Origin of the sequence: Nocardioides sp. (assembly GCF_036503465.1) — a bacterium.
In the GTDB taxonomy this organism is placed as follows: Bacteria; Actinomycetota; Actinomycetes; order Propionibacteriales; family Nocardioidaceae; genus Nocardioides.
Map to the genome: position 1 here is coordinate 1 of NZ_DASXWU010000102.1, position 25223 is coordinate 25223.

Below are 25223 nucleotides of genomic sequence, written 5' to 3' on the forward strand. Positions count from 1 at the left end.
CGAGGGGATGACGCCCTCGGTCTTGTAGCCGATGTCGAGCAGGACCTCGTCCCGGTCGACCTTGACGATGGTGCCATCCACGATGTCACCGTCGTTGAAGTACTTGATGGTGCCGTCGATCGCGGCGAGGACGTCCTCTTGGGACCCGATGTCGTTGACCGCCACCTGGGGCGCGTCGATGTCCGCGTACGCGGAGGTGCTGCTCGTCATATGGGAGAAGTTTCCTTGGATGGATGGAGTTGTGGGCGGGCACGCGTGAAGCCCTGGTCACTACCGTCGGGATCTCCGCGGTCGGCCGCAGCGTCGAGCTGCAGGACCACAGTCTTGAGATAGCGAGCCGGTGTCCGCTCCGTCCGGGACGTCGGCAGACTCCAAGCGCCTTGGGAGTCTACGCGGCGCCCGTGTGACCCGTCCAACTCACGCCGCGGGGGCTGAGCCTGCGAAGCCCCGTGCAAGGCGGGAGGTCGAGGAGCGTCGGCTAGGACCGAGCCTGCGAGGGACGAGCGACGCGTCACGAGACCCGCGCCCCGGGGGGTGAGGCGAGGTCCGGACGGTTCATCACGTCGAGTGGGTGAACGGGCACTGGGCGTGCGGAATTCGCCTGGCCCAGCTCCGGTTCGCCCACCCAGCGTGATGAACCGTCCGGGCGCCAGATCACTCCCCCGTGGCGTGGAGGTCGCCGCTGCGGGCGATGGCCCGGAGGTGCCCGGCCGCACGGTCGGCCACCGGGTTCGACTCTTCACGAGAGGCGAGGTCGACCAGCGCCCACAGATCCGCCGCACGCGCGAGTCCGAGAGCGTCGTGCGGCGTACCTCCGCGGCGCTCACACCAGGCGGCGAGGACGGAGTCGGCGTACGACGGGGCACGGTCGAACCGCAGCAGGTTCCCGAGGTCGGTGAACGGGTGCCCGGAATGGGAGAACTCCCAGTCGAGGAGTGCGGTGACGGTCAAGGTGTCCGGGTCGACCAGCACGTTCTTCGGGTTGGCGTCGGAGTGCACCAGGCAGGTGCGACCCACCCCGTCGAGCAGTGCCTGCGCCTCCTCCGCCACCGCCTCGAGCCGGCCGAGCAGGTCCGGCTCCCACCCGAGGGCATCGGCGTGGTCGGCCACGAAACCGGGGAGCCCGTCAGGCATCCCGAAGTCGCCGATCGTCAGTTCCGCGTCGACGAACGGCCCGGCGGTCAGGGTCGGCATCCCGGACAGGTCCGCCACCAGGGCGCCGAGACGGCGACCGAGGGCGGCGGCGTCCCCGTCGTCGAGCGAGGGCAGGACCAGGTCTCCGCGCTCCCCCGGCAGGAACGAGGTGACCAGCAGACCAGGAAGGCCCGCGGCGGTGACCCCACGGCGTACCTCCAGGACGTCGGGGACCGGCACCAGGCCGCGCACCAGCCGGAGCACCGCCGCGTCGATCTCGGGCGCTGCTTCGTCGCGGAGCCCGGGCGGGTAGATCCGCACGACCGAGCGCTCGCCGTCTGCCTCGCTCACGAAGGTGTGGCCGGACCACCCACCGGAAAGCGGCGTCAGCCCGGCGAAGTCCACGGCCCCACGGTGACACACGCGGAGGGGCCGATCACCTCTCCCCTGGCCCGTTCGGGTCTGGCGCAACCGGAGTTCGGAGCGTAAGCCAATAGCACGTAGTCCGATATATTTCGAGGAGTCCTCGTGAGAACTCAACGCTCGTCTCGGATCGTCATCGCCTTCCGTTCGCTGGTGGCCTGTGCGCTGGTCGCACTCGGCCTGGTCGCGTTCGGCGTGAGCCCCTCCGCAGTGGCCGACACGTCCCACGACTGGCGGGTGCTGGCCGGATCGCAGTCGCCGGACGGTTCTGTCACCGGTGCCCGCTTCCTGCCCGGCGAGATCTGGATCGACCAGGGCGACACGGTGACCTGGGTGGCGAACTCCGTCGAACCGCACACGGTCACGTTCTTCCCCGGCAACGGGGAGCCGTCGGGGCCCTTCAACCCCGGTGACCCGAGCCAGGTCACCCGGATCGGCAGCGGAGCCGCAGACGGCACCTACCAGAACTCCGGGCTCCTCACCACCGTCCCGGCCGGCGAGGACTTCGGACCGTTCCCGCCCTTCGTGACGCCGTACCAGGACTACACGCTGTCCTTCCCCGACACCGGGGACTTCGTCTACTACTGCCTGGTGCACGGGGTGATGATGAAGGGCACCGTGCACGTGGCCGCCGCGGGCACGGCGTACCCCTTCACTCAGGCGCAGTACGACGCCCAGGCGGCCGCCCAGGCCCGCGCCATCCGGCTCGACGGCAACCGCCTACGCGCCCACGCCCTCGCCGAGTCGGGGCAGCACCGGGTGATGATGGGTGCCGATGACGGCACCGCGATGGTGATGCGCTTCCTCCGGCCGTCTGTCACGGTGCACGTCGGCGACACGGTCGTCTTCGACAACTCGCAGAGCATGGGTGACCCGCACACCGTCACCTTCGGAGCCGAGCCGATGGGTCCCGCACTGGACACCTACGTGCCGGCAGCGACGTACGGCGGCGGCGACCTCAGCTCGTTCGTCCCGCCGGGACTCACCTTCGCCGTGACGTTCACCCAGCCGGGGACCTACCACTACATCTGTGCCCTGCACGACGTCCAGGGGATGACCGGGCGGGTGATCGTGCGACCCTGAGCTCCTGTCGGGAGAGGACAGGGCCGACTCCGACCACGGAGTCGGCCCTGGCCGTTCGTGGTCGCTAGGGTCGCCAGCGTGGAGGACCACCTGCCGCAACGGGTGCGGGTCGAGCGACGGGCCGTGAGCGAGGACGAGTCGCGCCGGGCCAACGGTCCCGACTGGGACCGGTACGCCGACGAGTACCAGGCCACGCACGGCGGTTTTCTGGGCGACACCGGCTTCGTCTGGGGCCCCGAGGGGCTGACCGAGGACGAGGCCGGTGTGCTCGGTGACGTCTCCGGCCGCGACGTGCTGGAGCTGGGCTCGGGCGCCGGCCAGTGCTCGCGGTGGGTGCGGGTGCACGGCGGTACGTCGTACGGCCTCGACCTGTCAGCCCGGCAGCTGCAGCACTCACTCCGGATCGACGAGGCCACCGGCATCGCGGTCCCGTCGGTCCGTGGGACGGCCACCGCACTGCCGTTCGCGGACGCGTCGTACGACGTGGTGTTCTGCTCGTTCGGAGCGCTGCAGTTCATCGCCGACCTCGATGCCGCGGTCGCCGAGGTCGCGCGGGTGCTGCGCCCAGGAGGGCGGTTCGCGTTCTCGATCACCCATCCCACGCGCTGGAGCTTCCCCGACGACCCGTCCGATGCCGGGCTCACCGCGATGTCGTCCTACTGGGATCGCACGCCGTACGTCGAGGTCGACGACGACACGGGTCTAGTCTCCTACGTCGAGCACCACCGCACCCTCGGGGACTGGGTGTCGCTGCTGGCTGGTCACGGCTTCCGGATCGTGGCGCTGGTCGAGCCGGAGTGGCCCGAGGACCACGACCGCGTGTGGGGCGGCTGGTCGAGGGTACGCGGGCGGCTGATCCCGGGCACGGCGATCTTCGCTGCCGATCTCGCCGTGGGGTGAGCCGGGTCGGCGTGCCCCCGGGAGTCACACAAGGCACCGAGCTGCTGCGCCGATGCAGCGCCGGGGGGACGGTCCGTGAGTGGGGCGGCCCGAGAGGGTGACCGAACCGCGGCCGACCGGCATGCGCGACCGGCGGGGCCGCTCGACGGACGTGCCCCTCGATCGGCATAGGCTGCCGCGCATGGCATCGGCAGCGGGGTCGTCGAACGCTGCCGCGAAGCTCCGCGGTGGCGGCGGCGTCGCCATCGCGATGCTGGTCCTGAACGTCACGACGTACGGGTTCACGATCGCGTCGGCGCACATCCTCGGCCCGAACGACTACGGCGCGCTGGCGGCCTGGATGAACCTCCTGCTCGTCGTCAACGTCGGCTCCCTCGGGCTGCAGGCCACCGCGGCGCGCCGGCTGTCGTCCGGTGAGCACGACCTGGACGACGTCGAGCCCCACCTGGTGCGGCTGACCTTGGTCAGCTCGGTCGCCCTCGGCGTCGTGCTGCTGGTGCTCACCCCGCTGATCAACGTCACCCTGCAGCTCGACGACCTGCTGATGGCCGCGCTGCTCGGCATCTCGGCGGTGCCGCTGACCTTGGTCGGCGGCCTCACCGGAATCCTCCAGGGCGAGCGGCGGTGGGGGGCGCTGTCGGCGGTCCAGATCTGCATCGGGGCGCCGCGGCTCCTCGTCGGCGTGGGCCTGATGGTGTGGCGTCCCGAGCCGCGATGGGGCGCGATCGCGGTCGCGATCACCCTCGTCGTGCCCGTCGTCGTCGGCCTGCACGCCCTCCGCCATCGGCACCTGCGACCCGGGGCCGCGCGCGAGGGGCTGCGTTCGCTGGTCGTCGAGATGGTGCACAACTCCCAGGCCCTGCTGGCGTTCTTCGCCCTCAGCAACGTCGACCTGATCGTCGCCCGGCACACTCTCGACTCCCACGACGCGGGGTTGTACGCCGCGGGGCTGATCATGGCGAAGGCGGTGCTGTTCCTGCCGCAGTTCGTCTCGATCGTGGCGTTCCCGTCGATGGCCTCCGGCGAGAGCCCGCGCACGTTCGTGCTGGCGGTCGGCGCTGTCGTCGTGCTCGGTGGGGTGGCGACCCTGGCGACGGCCCTGCTCCCGGGACTCGCCCTGATCTTCGTGGGCGGCTCGCAGTACGACGACGTCCGCTCCAAGCTCTGGATCTTCGCCGTGCTGGGGACGCTGCTGGCCTGTCTGATGATGGTCGTCTACGCCCTGCTCGCCCGGGGTGGGCAGCGCAGCGTCTACCTGACCTGGGTGGCCCTGCTCGCGATCATCGGCTTCGGGCTCACGGCCAGCACGGTGGCCGGCATGCTCACCGTGGTCATCAGCGTCGACGCCGTGCTCGTGCTGGTGCTGCTGGTCGCCCACCAGCGAAGCACGGGATCGGTGGCGCAGGCCGAGCTGGCTCCGGAGCCGTACCGAGGGATCTGAAGCGCTGCAGCCGGAGCAACCTCAAGGTGTCGCCCCACGTGTCTCATCAGCCCCACGGCACAGGCCGATCGGTCACTTCTCGGGGGTTGCAACTCCCGAGAAGTGCGGGATACCCGGCCCGCCGGGGATCCCGACGCCCCGCGTCAGTGCGCGGCGTCGTGCCAGGAGCGGCCGGTGCCGACGGAGACGTCCAGCGGCACGGCCAGGTCCGCCGCAGAGCCCATCTCCCGGCGTACGACGTCCTCGAGCGCGCCGCGCTCCCCCTCGGCCACCTCGAACACGAGCTCGTCGTGCACCTGGAGCAGCATCCGTGACCCCAGCCCCGCCGCGCGGATGGCGGCGTCCACATGGAGCATGGCGACCTTGATCAGGTCGGCGGCCGAGCCCTGGATCGGGGCGTTCAGCGCCATCCGCTCGGCCATCTCGCGCCGTTGCCGGATGTCGCTGCTGAGGTCGGGCAGGTAGCGCCGGCGGCCGAGGATCGTCTCGGTGAAGCCGGTGCGGCGTGCCTCGTCGACGACACCGGCGAGGTAGTCGCGAACCCCGCCGAAGGTCTGGAAGTACTCGTCCATCAGCCCGCGGGCCTCGCTCGGGTCGATGCGCAGCTGCTGCCCGAGCCCGAACGCCGAGAGGCCGTAGGCGAGGCCGTAGTTCATCGCCTTGATCTTCGCGCGCTGCCCCGGCGTGACCTCCTCGGCCGGGACGCCGAACACGCGCGAGGCCGTGATCGAGTGGAAGTCCTGGCCGGACTTGAACGCCTCGATCAGCCCGGCGTCCTCGGACAGGTGCGCCATGATCCGCATCTCGATCTGGCTGTAGTCGGCGGTCATCAGACAGTCGAAGCCCTTGCCGACCACGAATCCCTCGCGGATGCGGCGCCCCTCCTCGGTGCGGATCGGGATGTTCTGCAGGTTGGGCTCGGTGCTCGAGAGCCGACCGGTGGCCGCGATGGTCTGGTTGAACGTCGTGTGGATGCGGCCGTCGGACTGCACTGTCTTGAGCAGGCCCTCGATCGTCTGCCGGAGCCGGCTCACGTCACGGTGGCGCAGCAGCGCCATCAGGAACGGGTGCTCGGTCTTCTCGAACAGGCCCTGCAGCGCGTCGGCATCGGTGGTGTAGCCGGTCTTGGTGCGCTTGGTCTTCGGCATGCCGAGCTCCTCGAAGAGCACGACCTGCAGCTGCTTGGGCGAGCCGAGGTTGATCTCCTTGCCGATCACCCGGAACGCCTCGGACGCGGCGTCGCGCACCTCCGTCGCGAAATGGCTCTCCAGCGACTCGAGATGGTCGATGTCGACGGCGATGCCGGTCTGCTCCATCGAGGCGAGGAGGTCGACCAGGGGCAGCTCGACGTCGGCGAGCAGCCGGGCACCACCGGTCTGCTCGATCTCACCGTCGAGGGTGTCGGCGAGGTCGAGGACGGCGCGGGCGTGCAGCATCGCGGTCTCGGCGATGCCCCCACCGGTCGACTCGTCCTCGAACAGCAGCTCCCCCTGGGCGGCGTCTGAGCCGTCGGCCGCCCCCTGCTTGAGCTCGCGCTTGAGGTAGCGGAGGGTCAGGTCGGCGAGGTCGTAGGAGCGCTGGTCGGGTCGCACGAGGTACGCCGCGAGCGCGGTGTCGCTGACGAGACCGCGCAACGGCCAGCCCCGCGCCGCCAGCGCCAGCATCGGGCCCTTGGCGTCGTGGAGCACCTTGGCCCGGCTCGGGTCGCCGAGCCAGGTCATGATCGCCGCGTCGTCGTCGGGCGTGACGTCGCCCGCGTCGACCCAGGCCGCCTGGCCGTCGGCGGCCGCGAGCGCGACGCCGCGCACCTCGCCGGTGCCGGCACCCCAGCCGCCGTGGACGGTGATCCCGGTGCGCGTGTCGGCGCCGGCGTGGTCGTTGAGCCAGCCGGCGACCTCGCCCTCCCCCAGGGCGACGCCGGAGAGCTCGAAGCCGGAGTCGTCGATGTCGTCATGCTGCACGTCCCACGACTCCAGCAGCCGCTCGCGCAGCACCCGGAACTCCAGGGAGTCGAACAGGGTGTGCACCAGCTGCCGGTCCCACGACTGGGCCTCGAGGTCGGCCGGGGCGAGCTCGAGATCGAGGTCGCGCACGAGCTCGTTGAGACGACGGTTGCGGATGACGTCGCCGAGGTGCTCGCGCAGCGCCTCGCCCTTCTTGCCGCTGATCAGGTCGGCGTTGGTGATGACGCCGTCGAGCCCGTCGTACTCCTTGAGCCAGCGCGCGGCGAAGCCCGGGCCGACACCGGGGACACCCGGCAGGTTGTCGGAGGTCTCCCCCACGATGGCGGCGAGCTCGGGGTAGCGCTCGGGGCGCACGCCGTACCGCTCCTCGACCGCGGCCGGTGTCATCCGGGCGAGCTCGGAGACACCGCGCATCGGGTAGAGGACCGTCGCGTCGTCGGTGACCAGCTGGAAGGAGTCGCGGTCGCCGGTGAGGATCAGCACCTCGTAGCCCTCGTCGAGGGCCTGCGTCACCAGCGTGGCGATGATGTCGTCGGCCTCGTAGCCCTCCTTGGCGAGGTGCTTGATCCGGAGCGCGTCGAGCACCTCGTTGATCAACGGGAGCTGGCTGGAGAACTCCTCGGGCGTCTTGTTGCGCTTGGCCTTGTACTCGGCGTACTCCTGGAGCCGGAAGGTCTGCCGGGACTTGTCGAAGGCGACCGCAATGTGGGTCGGCTGCTCGTCACGCAGGACGTTGATCAGCATCGAGGTGAAACCGAAGACGGCGTTGGTGTGCTGGCCGGTGGTGGTCGAGAAGTTCTCGACCGGCAGCGCGAAGAAGGCGCGGTAGGCCAGCGAGTGGCCGTCGAGGAGCAGCAGCCGCGGCCTGGTCGGGGTCGCTGTCACGGAAGCGTCGGGCACCCGCCGACTCTATCCAGTGGCACCGACAGCGGATTCGGACCGTACGGCGGGCTGTCGGCGGCGTCCGGCAGGATGGTCGCATGCACGACACCAGGGACGACGACCGGCTGCTCTCGGCCTTCATCGCCGGGGAGGACGAGGGGATGGGCGCCCTCAACCAGAAGCTGGGCGTGAAGATCCTCGAGGCCTCGGCGGAGCGGCTCGTCGCGACGATGCCGGTCGAGGGCAACACCCAGCCCTACGGGCTCCTCCACGGCGGGGCCTCGGTCGTGCTCGCCGAGAGCCTGGGCTCTCTCGGGTCGGCGATCCACGCCCACCCCGACCGGATCTCGGTCGGCGTCGACATCAACGCCACCCACCACCGCGCGGCGACGAGTGGCCTGGTCACCGGGGTCGCCACCCCTCTCCACCTCGGCCGCAGCATGGCGTCCTACGAGGTCGTGATCACCGACGAGCAGGACCGGCGGGTCTGCACCTGCCGGATCACCTGCGCCCTGCTCCCCAAGGAGCGCTGACGCCGGTCAGCTCCCGGAGATCGACCCGGAGACCGACCGGGCGTGCCGCAGGCTGCGGCGTACGGCCAGCACCTGGGTCACCTGTCGGGCGGCGGGATGACGGGCGGCGAGCTTGGCGCGGACGGCCGGGGTAGGCGCCATCCGGAGCACCGCCTGCGGCCCGAGCGCCAGGCGGGCCATGAACCGGTTCGCCTCGCGCGAGCCCGACGACGTGGCCGTCCCCAGGTGACCGATGCCGAGCTCCTCGGCCCAGGTGACCGCAGACTCGACCAGCGCCTTGCCGACCCCGCGGCGCCGGAACGCCGGGACCACGGCCGCGTTGTGCACCTGGAGGACCGGCTCGGGGTTGACCGGCGAGTACGTCGCCGCCTTGAAGAACGCGGCGCCCGCGAAGGCTCCGTCGAACTCCGCGACGACGAGCCGTTCGCCGGGGCGGTCCCCGAGCTGCTCGATGGCGGTCGCGAGGTCGTGCAGCTGCTCGTCGGAGCCGCGACGCAGGAACGGCTGCCAGAGCTCGGCGAGCTGCTCGGCGTCCGCAAGCGTCGCGTCGCGCAGACTGAGGAGGGAGCGGCTCATACAGCCCTCCTACGGAATCCGAAGAACAACGAACGGGGTCGGGGCGTTCTCATCCGTTGACCTCCGGGTCGACGAAGGAAGGGCACCCTCCGGTCCCCCCGTCGGTGCCGCACGGGCAGACTACGCTCAGTTCCCCCGCTTTGTCCCCAGGTCCTCAGGAGTCATGTGATCACCGGTTCCGGCACCGCGGTCAACGTGGTCACGGTGCTGGTGGGTTCCTCGGTGGGCGTGCTCGCCGGCAACCGGCTCCCGGCGCGCACCCGCGACCTCGTCACCGACGCGCTGGGCCTGGTCACGCTGCTGATCGCCGGCCTCTCCGCGTTCGCGGTGACTGACGCGGCGTTCGCGGCGAAGGTGGGCCCGCACGCCCCGCTGCTGATCGTGCTCGGGTCGCTGGTGATCGGCGGCATCGTCGGCTCCCTGTTGCGGCTGGAGCAACGGGTGGAGGGCCTCGGCGGCCGGCTGCAGCGGCGGCTGGCCGGCGAGACCGACTCGACCGAGCGGGCCCGCTTCATCGAGGGCTTCGTGACGGCATCGCTCGTGTTCTGCACCGGGCCGCTGACGATCCTGGGCTCGTTGTCGGATGGTCTCGGTCACGGTGCCGACCAGCTCTACCTGAAGGCCACCCTCGACGGCTTCGCGGCGGTGGCCTTCGCGGCGTCGTTCGGCTTGGGCGTCACCGCCAGCGCTCTCACCGTGCTCGTGGTGCAGGGTGCGATCACCGCGGCGGGGGCGGCGCTCGGCGACGTGCTGCCGGATGCCGAGCTGGCCGCGATCACCGCCGCGGGCGGGCTGATGCTCGTGGGCGTGGCGCTGCGGCTGCTGCGGATGCGTGAGATGGCGGTCGCCGACCTGCTGCCGGGGCTGGTCGTCGCGCCGCTGCTGGTGGAGCTGGTGGCGGCGTTTCGTTAGGTCACCGCGCAGCCGAACCCGAGGTACGAGGCCCGGCGTGGCGCGGGGAGATCGAGCAAGCCGCGGCAACGAGCTTGCGAGCTGCCGACCGGCGGGTCGAGACCCGGTGACGGTGCCTGGGACGGTGACCCAGGGGCGACCTAGACATCACCCCCGAGATACGCCGCCTTGACGGCCTCGTCGCCGGAGAGCTCCTCGCCGGTGCCCGACCGCACGATCTCGCCGGTCTCGAGCACGTGCGCCTGGTGGGCGCGGCGAAGAGCCTGGGCGGCGTTCTGCTCGACCAGGAGCACCGTGGTCCCCTGCTCGTTGATCTCGGCGATGATCGAGAAGATCTGCTGGATCAGCCGCGGGGCGAGGCCCATCGACGGCTCGTCGAGGAGCACCAGCCGCGGCCGCGCCATCAGCGCCCGGCCGATGGCGAGCATCTGCTGCTCGCCGCCGGACATGGTCCCCGCGGTCTGGTTGACCCGCTCCTGCAGCCGCGGGAAGAGCTGGAAGACCCGCTCGACGTCCTCCCGGTACGCCGCGGTCTTGCGGTCGCTGCGCACGTAGGCCCCCATGTCGAGGTTCTCCCGGACGGTCATCCCCGGGAAGACACCTCTGCCCTCCGGGGACTGGCTGATCCCGAGCTTGACGCGCTCGAACGGAGGCACGTGGGTGATGTCCTTGCCGTCGAAGACGATCCTGCCCTCGCGCACCTTCCGCAGACCCGAGATCGTCTTCAGCGTCGTCGTCTTGCCCGCGCCGTTGGCGCCGATCAACGTGGTGATCTCGCCCTCGGCGACGTTGAACGAGATGTCGCGGATCGCCTCGATGTGGCCGTAGTTGACGCACAGGCCGTCGACCTCAAGAAGCATCTTCTTCATCCGTTCCCAGGTAGGCGGCGATCACGGCCGGGTCGTCGCGGATCTCGGCGGGCGAGCCCTCCGCGATCTTGCGGCCGAACTCGAGCACCACGATCCGGTCGGTCACGCCCATCACCAGACGCATGTCGTGCTCGATCAGCAGCACCGTGTAGCCCTGGTCGCGGACCTTCCGGATCAGCTCCATCAGGCGCTGCTTCTCGGCCGGGTTGAAACCCGCAGCCGGCTCGTCGAGACAGAGGAGCTTCGGGTTGGTCGCCATCGCGCGCGCGATCTCGAGACGGCGCTGGTCGCCGTACGACAGGTTCGCGGCGAGCTCGTCGGCACGCTTTCCGATGCCGACGAAGTCGAGCAGCTCGAGCGCGCGCCGGTGGTTCTCGTCCTCCTCGCGTCGCTGGCGCGGCGTTCGGAACAGGGCGTTGAGGATGCCGACCGAGCTGTGGGTGTCTCCGCCGACCATGACATTATCGAGCGCGGTCATGGTCTTGAACAAGCGGATGTTCTGGAACGTGCGGGCGATGCCCAGGCGGGTGATCTGGAAGCGCTTCATCCGCGAGAGCGACCTTCCGCGGAACCTGACCTCGCCCCGGGTCGGCCGGTACACGCCAGTGGTGACGTTGAAGCAGGTGGTCTTCCCGGCGCCGTTCGGCCCGATCAGGCCGAGGATCTCGCCCTCGCGGATCTCGAAGCTCACGTCGTCCAAGGCCGTGACACCGCCGAACCGGAGCGTCACGTGGTCGACCTCGAGCATGACCCCGCCGGTGCTCTCCGTCGCCTGGTGGCTGGTCTCGTCGGTGCTCACGAGGTCACCTCCTGCGGCTCGTCGCCGGTCTCGAGATCCTCGATCTCGCGCTCCAGCTTCTTGGCCCGGCGGGTGACCCGGGGCGGCAGCAGGCCCTGCGGTCGGAACGTGGCGAGCAGCATCAGCGCGATCCCGAACATCAGGATGCGGTACTCCTCCAGCCCGCGGAAACGCTCGGGCAGGTAGACGACGAGGGCCGCTCCGAGCATGACGCCCCAGCGGTTGCCCTGCCCGCCGATCACGATCGCGGCGACGAAGATGATGGAGACCGTGATCTGGTAGGAGTCCGGATAGATGAAGTTGGCTCCCGCTGCGGAGATGGCGCCCGAAAGCCCGCCGACGAAGGCACCCATCGCGAAGGCGAGCAGCTTGTAGCGGAACGTCGGGACGCCCATGACCTCCGCGACGTCCTCGTCCTCGCGCGTCGCCTCCCAGGCCCGTCCGACGCGGCTGCTCTTGATGAGCACGTCGGCGATCAGGACGATGAAGACGACGGTGAGCGCCATCCAGTAGTACGGCACGTAGTCGATGAACCCGAACACGAACGCCTGGGTCTTGTTCGTGACGTCGATCAGGACGGTGCCGTTCTCCCACTTCAGGTGGGGTACGTCGAACAGGTGCACGCTCGGGGGCTTGGGGACGTTCTGGATCCCCCGGGCGCCGCCCAGCCAGTCGGAGTTCTTCGCGGCCAGCCGGATGATCTCGCCGAAGCCCAGGGTGACGATGGCGAGGTAGTCGCCGCGCACCCGCAGGGTCGGTGCCCCGAGGATCACCCCGGAGATCATCGTGACCGCGACGGCCACCGGGATGGTCAACAGATAGGGCCAGTTGCCGTGCTGCACGCCCAGCACGGCTGTGACGTACGCGCCGATGGCGTAGAACCCGACGTACCCGAGGTCGAGCAGTCCGGCGTACCCGATCACGATGTTGAGGCCCAGGGCGACCAGGACGTAGGTGGCCATCGTGTAGAGCACGCCGCCGAAGTCGCTGTCGGGGGTCGTGATGATCGGCAGGTCGAGGATGGGGAGCGCGTAGAGGAACACGACGAAGAGGCCGATGCCGACGATCTTCGCCTGCTTGCTGCGCAGCGGTGCCGGCAACGGCACCGACGGCAGGGCCGGCCGCTTCATACGCGGGCCTTTCCGAGGGACTCACCGAGGATGCCGGTGGGCCGGAACAGCAGGATCACGACCAGGAGCACGAAGGCCACGACGTCCTTCCACTGGGTGCCGACCAGCGCCGATCCCCAATTCTCGGCGACCCCGAGGACGAGCCCACCGACGAGCGCGCCGCGCAGGTTGCCGATGCCCCCCATCACCGCGGCCGTGAACGCCTTCACGCCGAGGATGAAGCCGGCGTCGAAGCGGGTGGCGCCGATGCGGAGCATGTACAACGTGGCGGCGGCGCCGGCCATCAGGCCGCCCAGCAGGAACGTGAGCTGGACGACCCGCGTCGAGTTCACGCCCATCAGCGCCGCGGACTCGGGGTCCTGGGCCACCGCCCGGATGCCGCGGCCCAGCCGTGAGCGGCGTACGAACTGGTCGAGGAGCAGCATCATCAACAGCGCACAGACGATCACGATGACGTCGATGTTGGTGACCTGGTAGTTGAACACCGGGAACAGCTTGTGCGTCTCGATGTCCATCGGCAGGCCCCGGGTGTCGCGGGCTCCGCTGACGTATCTGGACAGGTTGTCGTTCAGGCCGATCCAGCGGGTGAGGTTGTCGCGGAGGCCCATCGACTCGGAAAGCACGAACGAGGCGCCGATCGCCGAGATCAGCGCCATCAGCTGGGGCGAGTTCCGCTTGAGCAGGGGTCGGTAGGCGACCCGCTCGAGCAGGAGAGCGACGAGCCCGGAGACGATCATGGCGATGACCATGGCGATGGCGAACATGCGCGCCAGGGCGAAACCCGAGGTGTGCTGCGTCCCGCCCAGGAAGTAGATCGTCCACAGAGTCGCGAAGGTGCCGTACATGAACACCTCGGAGTGGGCGAAGTTGATCAGCTGCAGGACGCCGTACACCATCGTGTAGCCCAAGGCGACCATGGCGTAGACGGCGCCGAGGGCCAGCCCCGTGATGGTCAGCTGGGAGAAGTTGCTGAACAGGAAGTCGAAGTTCAGCGCAAGCGCGTGCAAGGAACCACCTCGGGCCGGGAACGGGGCGGGGCACGGAGTCGCGTGCGGCTCGCACGCGACCCCGTCCCGTCGACGGTCTGAGGACCGGCAGCGCCGGTCTCAGGCTGGACTACTTGATCGGCTGCCCCGGCTGGATCTTGCCGCCGCCGACCTTGTAGGCGTAGATCACGACGGTCGAGACCTCACCGTTGTTGAACTTGATGTGCTTGGTGAGACCGTCGGCGTCGTAGCTGTTCACCCAGTCCAGCAGGTCGGCGCGGGTGTACTTGCCCTCGGCGATGCCGGAGAGCAGCACGTTGGCCGCGTCGTAACCCTCAGCGGAGTAGGTGCCCGGCTCGGCGCCGTTGTTGTCGGCCTTGTACTTCGAGGTGAAGTCGGCGGACGACGGGGCGCAGGGGCAGGTGAGGATCGAGCCGTTGGCCGCAGCCGCGCCGGCGGCCTGGATGAAGCCCGGGTCCAGGGAGCCGTCACCGGACATGAAGGCGCCCTTGTAGCCGTTGGCCCGCAGCTGCTTGACCAGGAGGCCGGCCTCGGCGTAGTAGCCGCCGTAGAACACGGCGTCCGCGCCGGAGCTGGTCACCTTGGTGACCGTCGCGCTGAAGTCGGTCTGCTTCTGCTGCACCTCGTCGGTGCTGGTGACGAGGTTGCCCAGGCCCTTCTTCACGCCGTCGGCCAGACCCTTGCCGTACTCGGACGAGTCGTCGATCACGAAGACCTTCTTCGCGCCGAGCGTGTCCTTGATGTACTTCGCGTCCTGCGGCGCCTGGTCGGCGTCGGTGGCCACCACGCGGTGGAACGTCGTCCAGCCGTGGGTGGTCAGTGCCGGGTCGGTCGCGGAGGCGGAGACGGTCACCAGACCCGCACCGTTGAACGCGTCGCCGGTGGCACCGGACTCGCCCGAGAACGCCGGGCCGACCACGCCGATGATGCTCTTGTCCTGGATGATCTGGGTGGCCAGCTTGGTCGCCTGGTTCGGGTCGCCCTGCGAGTCGAACTTCTGCATGGTGACCTTGCAGTCGGGGTTGGCCTTGTTGTAGTCGTCGAGGGCGACGTTCGCGCCGTTCGAGATGTTGATGCCGAGGTTGGCGTAGTCGCCCGTCTGAGCGCCCAGGAAGGCGATCTTCAGGCCCGAGGGGCAGCTGCTGCCCGAACCGCTCGCGGTCGAGGACGACGAGGTGGTCCCGCAGGCCGTCAGCGCGAGGCCGGCAGCCGCGACCACGGCAAGGGTGCGCAGGGTGTGCTTGGTGTGCAAAATCTCCTCCGTCAGAGCTCGGCCGCGCGGAGCGGCGCTGTCGAGATTGGGGCAAACTAGCACCCCCGAGGGTCCACACTCCTCACCCGTCGCCGGAAAGCCACGTTTTGGGGCCGAACAGAGGGGAATCGGGACCTGGGGCCCGGCGAAGAAACTGGCCCACAGACGACTCTCCCGTCGGCCCTGCCGAGTCGTTTCCAGGCCAGTTTCTCGGCGCCGTCGGTCTCCTCGGGCCCGGTGGCATCGGGACGGTCAGCGGCGGGAGACGCCGTGCTCCACGACGCCCTCGGCGACCTCCCGCATGGAGCGACGCAGGTCCATCGCGGTCTTCTGGATCCAGCGGAAGGCCTCCGGCTCGGTCAGGCCGAGCTCCTGCTGGAGGATGCCCTTCGCCCGGTCCACCGCCTTGCGGGCCGCCAGCTGCTCACCGAGGTCGGCGACCTCGCGCTCGAGCGTCCCGAGCTCGGTGAACCTGCTGACGGCGATCTCGATCGCGGGCACCAGGTCGGTGCGTGTGAACGGCTTGACCAGGTACGCCATCGCGCCGGCATCGCGGGCCCGCTCGACCAGGTCACGCTGGGAGAAGGCCGTCAGGATCACCACCGGGGCGATCCGGGCCCGGGCGATCCGCTCCGCGGCACTGATCCCGTCGAGGACCGGCATCTTCACGTCGAGGATCACCAGGTCGGGGCGCTCCTGCTCGGCCAGCTCGACGGCCGCCGCGCCGTCCGCGGCCTCGCCCACCACGGCGTACCCCTCCTCGGCGAGCATCTCGGCGAGGTCCATCCGGATCAGCGCCTCGTCCTCGGCGATCACGACGCGACGGGCCTCCGGGGTGGTCACCGCGCCAGGCTATCCGGGCGCTCCCGTGCCACGTGGTCCGGTAGGTTTGGCGCCCGTCGCCCCGGTATCCCAACCGGTAGAGGAAGCGGTCTCAAACACCGTCCAGTGTGGGTTCGAATCCCACCCGGGGCACCCGCCGGGCTCGGGGCGGGGACGGTTCATCACGCTGAGTGGTCGAACCAGTTCTTGGCCAGGTGAACTCCGCTGGCCCAGCGCCCACTCACCCACCCAGCGTGATGAAGCGTCCTCGCGCGCAGCCAGGCAGCTCAGGTCCGGCGGTACGCCGGGGCGACCTCGTTGATGGCGTCACCCATCCGGTGGATGCGCAGGGCGTTGGTGGAGCCCGGGATGCCCGGGGGCGAGCCGGCGATGATCACGACCAGGTCGCCCTGCTCCACCCGGCCGATCTCGAGCAGCGCCTCGTCGACCTGGCGGACCATCTCGTCGGTGTGCTCGACCGGGTTGGTCAGGAAGGTCTCGACGCCCCACGAGAGGGACAGCTGGGAGCGCACCTTCGCCTCGGGGCTGAAGGCGAGGACGGGGACGCGGCCGCGGTAGCGGGACGCGCGGCGGGCGGAGTCGCCGGACTGGGTGAAGGCGACGAGGTACTTGGCGTCCACGCGGTCGGCGACCTCGGCTGCGGCCTTCGCGATGACCCCGCCGCGGGTCAGCGGCTGCCAGTCGATGGCGGCCATGTTGGGCAGCTCGTGGTCCTCGGTGGAGGCGATGATCCTGGCCATCGTCTCGACGGTCTGGACGGGGTACTCCCCCACGCTGGTCTCACCGGAGAGCATCACGGCGTCGGCGCCGTCCAGCACCGCGTTGGCGACGTCGCTGGCCTCGGCACGGGTCGGACGCGGGTTGTCGACCATCGACTCGAGCATCTGGGTCGCGACGATCACCGGCTTGGCGTTGCGACGGGCCTTGTCGATGACGCGCTTCTGCAGAAACGGCACGTCCTCGAGCGGGCACTCCACTCCGAGGTCGCCGCGCGCGACCATGAAGGCGTCGAAGGCGTCGACGACCTCGTCGAGGTTGTCGATCGCCTGCGGCTTCTCGATCTTCGCGATCACCGGCAGCAGGACACCCTCCTCGCGCATGATCCGGCGTACGTCCTCGACGTCGGCGCCCGAGCGCACGAAGGACAGCGCGATGTAGTCGACGGACGTCCGCAACGCCCAGCGCAGGTCCTCGATGTCCTTCTCCGACAGGGCCGGCACGCTGACGGCGACGCCGGGGAGGTTGAGTCCCTTGTGGTCGCTGACCCTGCCGCCGACCTCGACCCGGGTCGTCACGTCCTCGTCCTCGACCTTGACCACGCGCAGCCGGAGCTTGCCGTCGTCGACCAGGATCGGGTCGCCCTCGGCGACGTCGCCCGGCAGCCCGTGGTACGTCGTACCGCAGACCGAGGCGTCGCCCTCGACGTCTCGGGTGGTGATCACGAACTCGTCGCCCTCGGCGAGCTTCGCCTTGCCGCCGGCGAAGGTCTCCAGCCGGATCTTCGGCCCCTGCAGGTCCGCGATGATCCCGACGCCGTGCCCGGTCGCGTCCGAGGCCTGCCGCACCAGGTCGTAGCGACGCCGGTGGTCGGCGTGGTTGCCGTGGCTCATGTTCAGACGGGCGACGTCCATGCCGGCCTCGACCAGGCGGCGGATCATCTCGGGACTGTCCGTGGCGGGGCCGAGCGTGCAGACGATCTTGGCTCTTCGCACGCCCTTCAACCTAGCTGGTGTTGGATCGTTCCAAGGCCTTCTCACCGAACCCGGACAAACCCTCCATCGCCGGCAGAGGCTTCACACCACGAGCGGACGCTCCGTGGGTGGGATGGGGCTCGGCAGGCTGGTCTCCCCGGTCAGGTACCGATCCACCGCCGCGGCGGCCGCCCTGCCCTCCGCGATCGCCCAGACGATGAGCGACTGGCCACGCCCGGCGTCGCCGGCCACGAACACGCCGTCCACGCTCGAGGCGTACGCCGCGTCGCGCGCGACGTTGCCACGCTCGTCGAGCTCGACCCCGAGCTGCTCGACCAACCCCTCGCGCTGGGGCCCGGTGAAGCCCATCGCCAGCAGCACCAGCTGGGCCGGGATCTCGCGCTCGGTGCCCTCGACCGGCTGGAACTTCGCGTCGACCTCCACCAGCCGGAGTCCGGTCACCTGCCCGTGCTCGTCGCCGAGGAGCTCCTGGGTGGACACGGCGTACACCCGGTCGCCGGCCTCCTCGTGCGCCGAGGAGACCCGGAAGATCATCGGGTAGGTCGGCCACGGCTGGTGCACCGGACGGTCCTCTGGTGGCTGGGCCAGGATCTCGAGCTGGGTCACCGTGCGGGCGCCCTGCCGGATCGCGGTGCCGAGGCAGTCGGCGCCGGTGTCGCCGCCGCCGATGATGACCACGTCCTTGCCCTCGGCCGAGATCTGGCCGGGCACCGCTTCCCCGAGCGAGGCACGGTTGGACTGCGGGAGGTACTCCATGGCCTGATGGATGCCGCTCAGCGCGCGGCCCGGGACCGGCAGGTCGCGCGGGATGGTGGAGCCGACGGCGAGCACCACCGCGTCGTAGCGGTCCCGCAGCCGCTCGCCGGTCAGCCCCGAGCCCTCGGCGCCGACCTCGACGCCGGCCCGGAAGACCGTGCCCTCGCGACGCATCTGGTCGATCCGGCGGTCCAGGACCGCCTTCTCCATCTTGAACTCCGGGATGCCATAGCGCAGCAGGCCGCCGATCTTGTCGGCGCGCTCGTAGACCGCCACCGTGTGCCCGGCCCGGGTCAGCTGCTGGGCGGCGGCAAGACCCGCGGGTCCGGAGCCGACCACCGCCACGGTGCGGCCGGACAGCCACTCGGGCGGGAGCGGCCGGACGTAGCCGGAGTCCCAGGCCCGGTCGATGATCGAGACCTCGACGTTCTTGATGGTCACGGGCTCCTGGTTGATCCCCAGCACGCACGCCGTCTCGCAGGGCGCCGGGCACAGCCGCCCGGTGAACTCCGGGAAGTTGTTGGTCGCGTGCAAGCGGTCCATCGCGCCGTCCCAGTCGGCGCGGTGGACCAGGTCGTTCCACTCCGGGATCAGGTTGCCGAGCGGGCAGCCCTGGTGGCAGAAGGGGATGCCACAGTCCATGCAGCGCGACGCTTGGGTCGAGATGATCGGCAGCAGCGCCCGCCCGGGTCCGCCGGGGTAGACCTCCTGCCAGTCGTGGATGCGCTCCTCGACGGGACGGCGTTCGGCGACCCGGCGCTCGTACCGCAGGAATCCGCGTGGGTCAGCCATGAGTAGACACAGCCTCCTCCATGATCCGATCGACGCGTGGCGCCCAGCTCTCGGTCTGAGGTCGGATAGCCCTACCCATGGAGCACCTCCATGATCCGCCGGTCGACGGCATCGCCGTCGAGCCCCTCCTGCTCGGCGTGGGCGCGCGCCTCGAGCACGCGCCGGTAGTCGCGCGGCATCACCTCGGTCAGCCTGGTCACACTGCCGGGCCAGTCGGCCAAGAGAGCGGCTGCCACTTCGGAGCCGGTCTCCTCCTGGTGGCGCACCACCAGCACCCGGAGCTCCTCGCCCACGTCGTCGGGCACCGGGCCGAGCTCGACGAGCTCGGGATTGACCCGCTGCTCCTGCAGGTCGAGGACGTACGCCGTGCCGCCGCTCATGCCGGCGGCGAAGTTGCGGCCGGTCGCACCCAGCACGAGCACGCGACCGCCGGTCATGTACTCACAGGCGTGGTCGCCGACCCCCTCGACCACCGCGGTCACGCCGGAGTTGCGCACGCAGAACCGCTCCCCCACCCCGCCCCGGACGAAGATCTCGCCCGAGGTGGCGCCGTAGCAGATCACGTTGCCGGCGATGATCTGCTCCTCGGCCGTGAACGCCGCGGCCCGGTCGGGACGGATCACGATCCGCCCGCCGGAGAGCCCCTTGCCGACGTAGTCGTTGGCGTCGCCCTCGAGTCGGAGCGTGACACCACGCGGCAGGAACGCGCCGAAGGACTGGCCGGCCGATCCGACCAGGGTCAGGTCGACGGTGTCCGGAGGCAGCCCGTCGGCGCCGTACCGCTTGGTGACCTCGTGCCCGAGCATCGTGCCGACGGTCCGGTTCACGTTGCGTACGGCGAGCTGGGCGCGCACCGGCTCGGCGTTCTCGAGCGCCGGCCGGGCGATCCGGATCAGCTCGTTGTCCAGCGCCTTCTCGAGACCGTGGTCCTGGGCCTTCGTGCAGCGGAGGTCCTGGCCGGCGAACTGCTCCCCGACCTCCGCGACGTGCAGGATCGGGGACAGGTCGAGGCCGGCGGCCTTCCAGTGGTCGACGGCCCGCGTGACGTCGAGGGCGTGCACCTGGCCGATGGCCTCCTCGAGGGTGCGGAAGCCGAGCCGGGCGAGGATTTCGCGCACCTCCTCGGCGACGTACTCGAAGAACGTCACCACGAACTCGGGCCGGCCGGTGAACCGCTCGCGCAGCACCGGGTTCTGCGTCGCGACGCCCACCGGGCAGGTGTCGAGGTGGCAGACCCGCATCATGATGCAGCCGCTGACCACCAGCGGTGCGGTCGCGAAGCCGAACTCCTCGGCGCCGAGCAACGCGGCGATCACGACGTCGCGGCCGGTCTTCAGCTGGCCGTCGGTCTGGACCACGATCCGGTCGCGCAGGCCGTTCACCAGCAGCGTCTGCTGGGTCTCGGCGAGGCCGAGCTCCCACGGCCCGCCGGCGTGCTTGAGCGACGTCAGCGGAGACGCGCCGGTGCCTCCGTCGTGCCCGCTGATCAGGACGACGTCGGCGTGTGCCTTCGAGACTCCGGCCGCGACGGTGCCCACCCCGACCTCGGCGACCAGCTTGACGTGCACCCGAGCCGACGGGTTGGAGTTCTTGAGGTCGTGGATCAGCTGCGCGAGGTCCTCGATCGAGTAGATGTCGTGGTGCGGCGGCGGGCTGATCAGACCCACCCCGGGCGTCGAGTACCGCGTCTTGGCGACCCACGGGTAGACCTTGTGACCGGGCAGCTGACCGCCCTCGCCGGGCTTGGCGCCCTGAGCCATCTTGATCTGGAGGTCGTCGGCGTTGGTCAGGTAGTCGCTGGTCACGCCGAACCGCCCGGAGGCGACCTGCTTGATCGCGCTGCGACGTTCGGGATCGCGCAGCCGGTCGGCGTCCTCGCCACCCTCGCCGGTGTTGGACTTCGCGCCGATCCTGTTCATCGCGATCGCCAGCGTCTCGTGGGCCTCGCGGCTGATCGAGCCGTACGACATCGCCCCGGTGGAGAACCGCCGGACGATCTCGGAGACCGGCTCGACCTCCTCGATCGGGATCGACCGCCGGCCCGCGTCCTCGGCGTCCTTGAAGCGGAACAGCCCCCGCAGCGTCATCAGCCGCTCGGACTGCTGGTCGACGCGGGCGGTGTACTGCTTGAAGACGTCGTAGCGCTGCGCCCGGGTGGCGTGCTGGAGCCGGAAGACCGTCTCCGGGTCGAACAGATGCGGCTCGCCCTCGCGCCGCCACTGGTACTCGCCACCGACCGGGACCTCGCGGTGGGCGGGGCTGATCCCGCCGCGGGGGTACGCCGTACGGTGCCGGCGGGCGACCTCCTCGGCGATCACGTCGAGCTCGACGCCACCGAGCTTGGACGTGGTGCCGGTGAAGTAGCGGTCCACCAGCGTCTGCGAGAGCCCGACAGCCTCGAAGATCTGGGCGCCGGTGTAGGAGGCGACCGTGGAGACGCCCATCTTGGACATCACCTTGAGGACACCCTTGCCGAGGCCCTTGATCAGGTTCTTCACCGCGACCTCGGGCTCGACCGTCACGTAGTAGCCGTCGCGGGCGAGGTCCTCGACCGTCTCCATCGCGAGGTACGGGTTGACCGCGGCCGCGCCGTACCCGATCAGGAGGGCGACGTGATGCACCTCGCGGACGTCGCCCGCCTCGACCAGGAGGCCGACCTGGGTGCGGGTCTTCTCCCGGACCAGATGGTGGTGGACGGCGCCGGTCAGCAGCAGCGACGGGATCGGCGCGAGCTCGGCGGTGCAGTGGCGGTCGGAGAGCACGATCACCCGGGCGCCGTCGGCGATCGCGGACGACACCTCGGCGCAGATCTCGTCGAGGCGGCGGGCCATCGCCCGGCCGCCGCCCTCGACCTCGTACAGACCGCGGCTGACGTGGGTGATGAAGCCCGGCATGTCCCCGTCGCGGTTGATGTGCCGGATCTTGGCCAGGTCGTCGTTGTCGAAGACCGGGAACGGCAGCACGACCTGGCGGCACGACGCGGGGGTCGGCTCGAGCAGGTTGGCCTCCGGGCCGATGGTGCCGGCCAGCGAGGTCACCAGCTCCTCACGGATCGCGTCCAACGGTGGGTTCGTGACCTGCGCGAACATCTGCGCGAAGTAGTCGAAGAGCAGCCGCGGCTTGTCGCTGAGCGCCGCGATGGGCGTGTCGGTCCCCATCGAGCCGATCGGCTCGGCACCGGTGTTAGCGACCGGCGTGAGCAGGACCCGCAGCTCCTCCTGCGTGTAGCCGAACACCTGCTGGCGCCGGGTGACGGAGGCGTGGGTGTGGACGACGTGCTCACGCTCGGGAAGGTCGTCCAGGTGGATCAGACCCGCGTGGAGCCACTCGTCGTACGGGTGCTCGGCGGCGAGCTCGCCCTTGATCTCGTCGTCCTCGATGATCCGGTGCTCGTCGACGTCGACGAGGAACATCCGGCCCGGCTGGAGCCGGCCCTTGCGGACGATCGTCGCCGGGTCGAGGTCGAGGACACCGACCTCGGAGGCGAGGACCACGAGCCCGTCGTCGGTGACCCAGTAGCGGCTGGGCCGCAGCCCGTTGCGGTCGAGGACGGCGCCGATCTGGGAGCCGTCGGTGAAGACGACGCAGGCGGGTCCGTCCCACGGCTCCATCAGCGAGGCGTGGAACTCGTAGAAGGCCCGGCGCTGCGGGTCCATCTCCCGATGGTTCTCCCAGGCCTCGGGGATCATCATCAGCACGGCGTGCGGCAGGCTCCGACCGCCCATGTGCAGCAGCTCGAGGACCTCGTCGAAGCTGGCCGAGTCGGACGCCCCCGGCGTACAGATCGGGAACAGCCGCTCCAGCTCGCCCGGGATCAGGTCGCTGTCGAGCAGGGCCTCGCGGGCGCGCATCCAGTTGCGGTTGCCCATCACCGTGTTGATCTCGCCGTTGTGGGCGATGAACCGGAACGGATGGGCGAGCGGCCAGCTCGGGAACGTGTTGGTCGAGAAGCGCGAGTGGACGACGGCCAGCGCGGTCGCGACGCGCTCGTCGTTGAGGTCGGGGTAGAAGGTGTCGAGCTGCGCCGTGGTGAGCATGCCCTTGTAGAGCAGGGTGCGGCCGCTGAGCGAGCCGAAGTACACGTCGGTCTCGCGCTCGGCGCGCTTGCGCAGGCAGAACGCCATCCGCTCCAGGGCCATCCCGGTGATGCGCAGGCCGCTCGCCTGGACGAAGAGCTGGCTGAACAGCGGCATCACGCCCACCGCCGTCGCCCCCAGGCCACGCGGGTCGACCGGTACGTCGCGCCAGCCGAGGACGGTCAGCCCCTCCTCGTCCGCGAGCTCCTCGATCCGTGCCTTGGTCTTGGCCACCTCGTCCGCGTCTCCGTCGAGAAACGCTGTGCCGACGGCGTACGCGCCGAGAGGCGGGAGGTCGAAGTCGACTACCTGGCGCAGGAACGCGTCGGGGACCTGGATCAGGATGCCGGCCCCGTCACCCGAGGTGGCCTCCGCGCCGGCCGCACCGCGGTGGTCGAGGTTGCGGAGCGCGGTGAGCGCCTGCTGGACGATGTCGTGGCTGGCCTCGCCGGTCAGGGTCGCGACGAACGCGACCCCGCACGCGTCGTGCTCGAAGCGTGGGTCGTAGAGGCCCTGGGCGGGTGGCCCGGTGTGGAGCGTCCGCATCTGTGCTCCCGTCGTCGGTGCCCGCTCGTTCGGGGGTGGGAGCGGGCAGTCGGGCGAGGCGTGCAGGGGACGGCGTTGGCCCAAGCGCGCTCAGGATAACCAGACGTCTGGATGGATATGCGGACCTTCTTGCCCTGTGGACGCGCGCCGTCCTGGGGTGCCGCAGACGTCGGGATACCCGGTTCACCGGGTATCCCGTCACTTCGCGGCCGGTGCAGTGCCTGAGAGGTGACGGGAGTGACCGTCGATGTCGCCGGGTCTCGACACGCTCGACCTGGCCGCGCCCACGCGCCGCACTCGTTCCTCGCGCGCCGCTGCGCGGCTCAGACGTCCTCGGAGCCGCGCTCGAAGGCCGAGGTGCCGCCCTCCTCCACGGGGACCCACCCGTCGTCGGTGCGGCGCTCGACCCGGAGGACGACCAGGCCCGACCCCTCGCCCCGCACCTCCCCCGCCCAGGTGAGCGCCTCGCCGTCCGTGGGCAGGTCGCGCTCCCCCACCGTCCGGCCGTCCGCGTCGAGCAGCCGGTAGGTGAAGCGGGTCTGGGACTCGTCGCTCATGCCTCCCCGTTCCCCCTCCCGGCCGATCAACACCCGGCGACGTCAACCGCCGCGTGAACCGTCGGCAGGACGGGTCTCCACGTCCGGATCCGGGTCGAGCACCGGCGACCCCGCCGCCGGGGCCTCGGCCGGCTCGAGCTCCCCTTCAGAGGTATCGGCGCCGGCTTCCGCAGCCCGATCGGCGGCGAGCCGCTTCTCCGTGTAGAGCTCGGCGTCGCGGCCGGGGCGCTTGCGGCCCACGATGAAGAAGTACGCCGCGGACAGCACGAACAGCGCGATGGAGGTCCAGACGTTCAGCCGGAGCCCGAGCACGTGCTGATACTCGACGTCGTCGATCCGGAGCATCTCGATCCAGCCGCGGCCGGCGGTGTAGGCCATCACGTAGAGAGCCAGCACGCGTCCGTGGCCGAGCTTCCACCTCCGGTCGGCCCAGAGCACGAAGCCGAAGGCGCCGAGGTCCCAGATGCACTCGTAGAGGAAGGTCGGCTGGAACGTCGAGTACTGCTCGTAACCGGGTGGCCGGTTGCCGGGGTCGATCTTCAGCGCCCAGGGCTGGGTCGACGGCTTGCCGAACAGCTCCTGGTTGAACCAGTTCCCCCAGCGGCCCATCGCCTGCGCGACCAGGACGCCGGGAGCCAACGCGTCGAGCACCGGCGGCACGCGGATGCCCTTCAACCTCGCTCCGATCCAGACCCCCACGGCGCCGAGGGCGATGGCGCCCCAGATGCCGAGGCCGCCGCGCCACACGTAGAGCGCCTCGATGGGCGTCCGCCCGGCGCCGAAGTAGAGGTCGTGGTCGGTGATCACGTGGTAGAGCCGCCCGCCGACGACGCCGAACGGCACTGCCCACAACGCCAGGTCTGTGACCTCACCGCGGGTGCCGCCGCGGTTGACCCAGCGGCGCTCGCCGATCCAGATCGCGGCGATGATGCCGGCGATGATGCACAGCGCGTAGCCGCGGAGCGGGACCGGCCCGATGTACCACACGCCCTCGGACGGACTCGGGATGAAGAGGGGCGAGAGGGATGCGGTCACG

The 25223-nt window shown here is 70.3% G+C and carries 20 protein-coding genes and 1 tRNA gene; 6 read left to right on the forward strand and 15 right to left on the reverse strand.

Annotated elements, in window-relative coordinates; genetic code table 11:
• Both VGK78_RS19020 and VGK78_RS19025 read right to left on the reverse strand, forming a co-directional pair.
• The coding region (locus tag VGK78_RS19020) for a S1 RNA-binding domain-containing protein (RefSeq protein ID WP_331529310.1) at positions 1–210 on the reverse strand (210 nt) is incomplete at its 3' end.
• Between the two features lie 444 nt (positions 211–654).
• Positions 655–1539: a phosphotransferase family protein gene (locus tag VGK78_RS19025; RefSeq protein ID WP_331529311.1), complete on the reverse strand. Its 885-nt coding sequence runs from the start codon at positions 1537–1539 to the stop codon at positions 655–657.
• Between the two features lie 123 nt (positions 1540–1662).
• On the opposite strand from VGK78_RS19025, the gene VGK78_RS19030 reads away from it, so the two are divergent.
• The 3 genes from VGK78_RS19030 to VGK78_RS19040 all read left to right on the forward strand — a co-directional run bounded on the left by VGK78_RS19030 (position 1663) and on the right by VGK78_RS19040 (position 4981).
• Positions 1663–2640, forward strand: a complete 978-nt coding sequence (locus tag VGK78_RS19030) for a plastocyanin/azurin family copper-binding protein (protein ID WP_331529312.1) — start codon at positions 1663–1665, stop codon at positions 2638–2640.
• A gap of 78 nt (positions 2641–2718) precedes the next feature.
• A complete protein-coding gene (locus VGK78_RS19035) occupies positions 2719–3540 on the forward strand; it encodes a class I SAM-dependent methyltransferase (protein ID WP_331529314.1) in 822 nt (273 codons plus the stop codon).
• Between the two features lie 181 nt (positions 3541–3721).
• Entirely contained in the window at positions 3722–4981 is a 1260-nt protein-coding gene (locus VGK78_RS19040) for a polysaccharide biosynthesis protein (protein WP_331529315.1), read from the forward strand.
• A 143-nt stretch (positions 4982–5124) separates the two neighbouring features.
• Here the strand turns inward: VGK78_RS19040 and polA are convergent, their stop codons facing one another.
• Positions 5125–7845: a DNA polymerase I gene (polA, locus tag VGK78_RS19045; RefSeq protein ID WP_331529316.1), complete on the reverse strand. Its 2721-nt coding sequence runs from the start codon at positions 7843–7845 to the stop codon at positions 5125–5127.
• Between the two features lie 80 nt (positions 7846–7925).
• On the opposite strand from polA, the gene VGK78_RS19050 reads away from it, so the two are divergent.
• Entirely contained in the window at positions 7926–8360 is a 435-nt protein-coding gene (locus tag VGK78_RS19050; RefSeq protein WP_331529317.1) for a hotdog fold thioesterase, read from the forward strand.
• Between the two features lie 6 nt (positions 8361–8366).
• Here VGK78_RS19050 and VGK78_RS19055 read toward each other — a convergent pair whose 3' ends face one another.
• Complete coding sequence (locus VGK78_RS19055; protein ID WP_331529318.1) at positions 8367–8936, reverse strand: GNAT family N-acetyltransferase; 570 nt, start codon at positions 8934–8936, stop codon at positions 8367–8369.
• Positions 8937–9101: 165 nt separating this feature from the next.
• Here VGK78_RS19055 and VGK78_RS19060 point away from each other — a divergent pair, with 165 nt between their 5' ends.
• Positions 9102–9848, forward strand: coding sequence for a DUF554 domain-containing protein (locus VGK78_RS19060; protein ID WP_331529319.1), 747 nt, complete (start codon positions 9102–9104; stop codon positions 9846–9848).
• Between the two features lie 140 nt (positions 9849–9988).
• Here the strand turns inward: VGK78_RS19060 and VGK78_RS19065 are convergent, their stop codons facing one another.
• The 6 genes from VGK78_RS19065 to VGK78_RS19090 all read right to left on the reverse strand — a co-directional run bounded on the left by VGK78_RS19065 (position 9989) and on the right by VGK78_RS19090 (position 15748).
• Positions 9989–10708 carry an ABC transporter ATP-binding protein gene (locus VGK78_RS19065; RefSeq protein ID WP_331529320.1) on the reverse strand — a complete coding sequence of 240 codons (720 nt, stop codon included), beginning with the start codon at positions 10706–10708 and terminating at the stop codon, positions 9989–9991.
• On the reverse strand, positions 10698–11516 hold the full coding sequence (locus tag VGK78_RS19070) for an ABC transporter ATP-binding protein (protein ID WP_331529321.1): 819 nt from the start codon (positions 11514–11516) through the stop codon (positions 10698–10700). Before VGK78_RS19070 ends, VGK78_RS19065 begins: the two co-directional genes overlap by 11 nt.
• A complete protein-coding gene (locus VGK78_RS19075; RefSeq protein ID WP_331529322.1) occupies positions 11513–12646 on the reverse strand; it encodes a branched-chain amino acid ABC transporter permease in 1134 nt (377 codons plus the stop codon). The genes VGK78_RS19070 and VGK78_RS19075 overlap by 4 nt, the downstream gene beginning before the upstream one ends.
• Positions 12643–13653: a branched-chain amino acid ABC transporter permease gene (locus VGK78_RS19080; protein WP_331529323.1), complete on the reverse strand. Its 1011-nt coding sequence runs from the start codon at positions 13651–13653 to the stop codon at positions 12643–12645. The genes VGK78_RS19075 and VGK78_RS19080 overlap by 4 nt, the downstream gene beginning before the upstream one ends.
• A 109-nt stretch (positions 13654–13762) precedes the next feature.
• Complete coding sequence (locus tag VGK78_RS19085; RefSeq protein ID WP_331529324.1) at positions 13763–14905, reverse strand: branched-chain amino acid ABC transporter substrate-binding protein; 1143 nt, start codon at positions 14903–14905, stop codon at positions 13763–13765.
• A gap of 252 nt (positions 14906–15157) precedes the next feature.
• A complete protein-coding gene (locus VGK78_RS19090) occupies positions 15158–15748 on the reverse strand; it encodes an ANTAR domain-containing response regulator (RefSeq protein WP_331529325.1) in 591 nt (196 codons plus the stop codon).
• Between the two features lie 58 nt (positions 15749–15806).
• Here VGK78_RS19090 and VGK78_RS19095 point away from each other — a divergent pair.
• Positions 15807–15880 (forward strand) — tRNA-Leu (locus tag VGK78_RS19095).
• A gap of 134 nt (positions 15881–16014) precedes the next feature.
• On the opposite strand, the gene pyk is transcribed toward VGK78_RS19095, so the two are convergent.
• The 5 genes from pyk to lgt form a co-directional block, all read right to left on the reverse strand.
• Positions 16015–17460 (reverse strand): pyruvate kinase, encoded by a 1446-nt coding sequence (gene pyk, locus VGK78_RS19100; RefSeq protein WP_331529326.1) that lies wholly within the window; start codon positions 17458–17460, stop codon positions 16015–16017.
• An 81-nt stretch (positions 17461–17541) separates the two neighbouring features.
• On the reverse strand, positions 17542–19008 hold the full coding sequence (locus VGK78_RS19105) for a glutamate synthase subunit beta (RefSeq protein WP_331529327.1): 1467 nt from the start codon (positions 19006–19008) through the stop codon (positions 17542–17544).
• Positions 19009–19079: 71 nt separating this feature from the next.
• Positions 19080–23630: a glutamate synthase large subunit gene (gene gltB / locus VGK78_RS19110; RefSeq protein WP_331529328.1), complete on the reverse strand. Its 4551-nt coding sequence runs from the start codon at positions 23628–23630 to the stop codon at positions 19080–19082.
• Positions 23631–23953: 323 nt separating this feature from the next.
• Complete coding sequence (locus VGK78_RS19115) at positions 23954–24187, reverse strand: hypothetical protein (RefSeq protein ID WP_331529329.1); 234 nt, start codon at positions 24185–24187, stop codon at positions 23954–23956.
• A gap of 42 nt (positions 24188–24229) precedes the next feature.
• Complete coding sequence (gene lgt, locus VGK78_RS19120) at positions 24230–25222, reverse strand: prolipoprotein diacylglyceryl transferase (RefSeq protein ID WP_331529330.1); 993 nt, start codon at positions 25220–25222, stop codon at positions 24230–24232.
• Position 25223: the final 1 nt, after the last annotated feature.

Coding starts and splice junctions, on each gene's coding strand:
- VGK78_RS19040 (WP_331529315.1), top strand. CDS start 3,722: ATGGCATCGGCAGCGGGGTCGTCGAACGCTGCCGCGAAGCTCCGCGGT.
- VGK78_RS19050 (WP_331529317.1), top strand. CDS start 7,926: ATGCACGACACCAGGGACGACGACCGGCTGCTCTCGGCCTTCATCGCC.
- VGK78_RS19055 (WP_331529318.1), bottom strand. CDS start 8,936: ATGAGCCGCTCCCTCCTCAGTCTGCGCGACGCGACGCTTGCGGACGCC.
- VGK78_RS19065 (WP_331529320.1), bottom strand. CDS start 10,708: ATGCTTCTTGAGGTCGACGGCCTGTGCGTCAACTACGGCCACATCGAG.
- VGK78_RS19075 (WP_331529322.1), bottom strand. CDS start 12,646: ATGAAGCGGCCGGCCCTGCCGTCGGTGCCGTTGCCGGCACCGCTGCGC.
- VGK78_RS19105 (WP_331529327.1), bottom strand. CDS start 19,008: ATGGCTGACCCACGCGGATTCCTGCGGTACGAGCGCCGGGTCGCCGAA.
- gltB (WP_331529328.1), bottom strand. CDS start 23,630: ATGCGGACGCTCCACACCGGGCCACCCGCCCAGGGCCTCTACGACCCA.
- VGK78_RS19115 (WP_331529329.1), bottom strand. CDS start 24,187: ATGAGCGACGAGTCCCAGACCCGCTTCACCTACCGGCTGCTCGACGCG.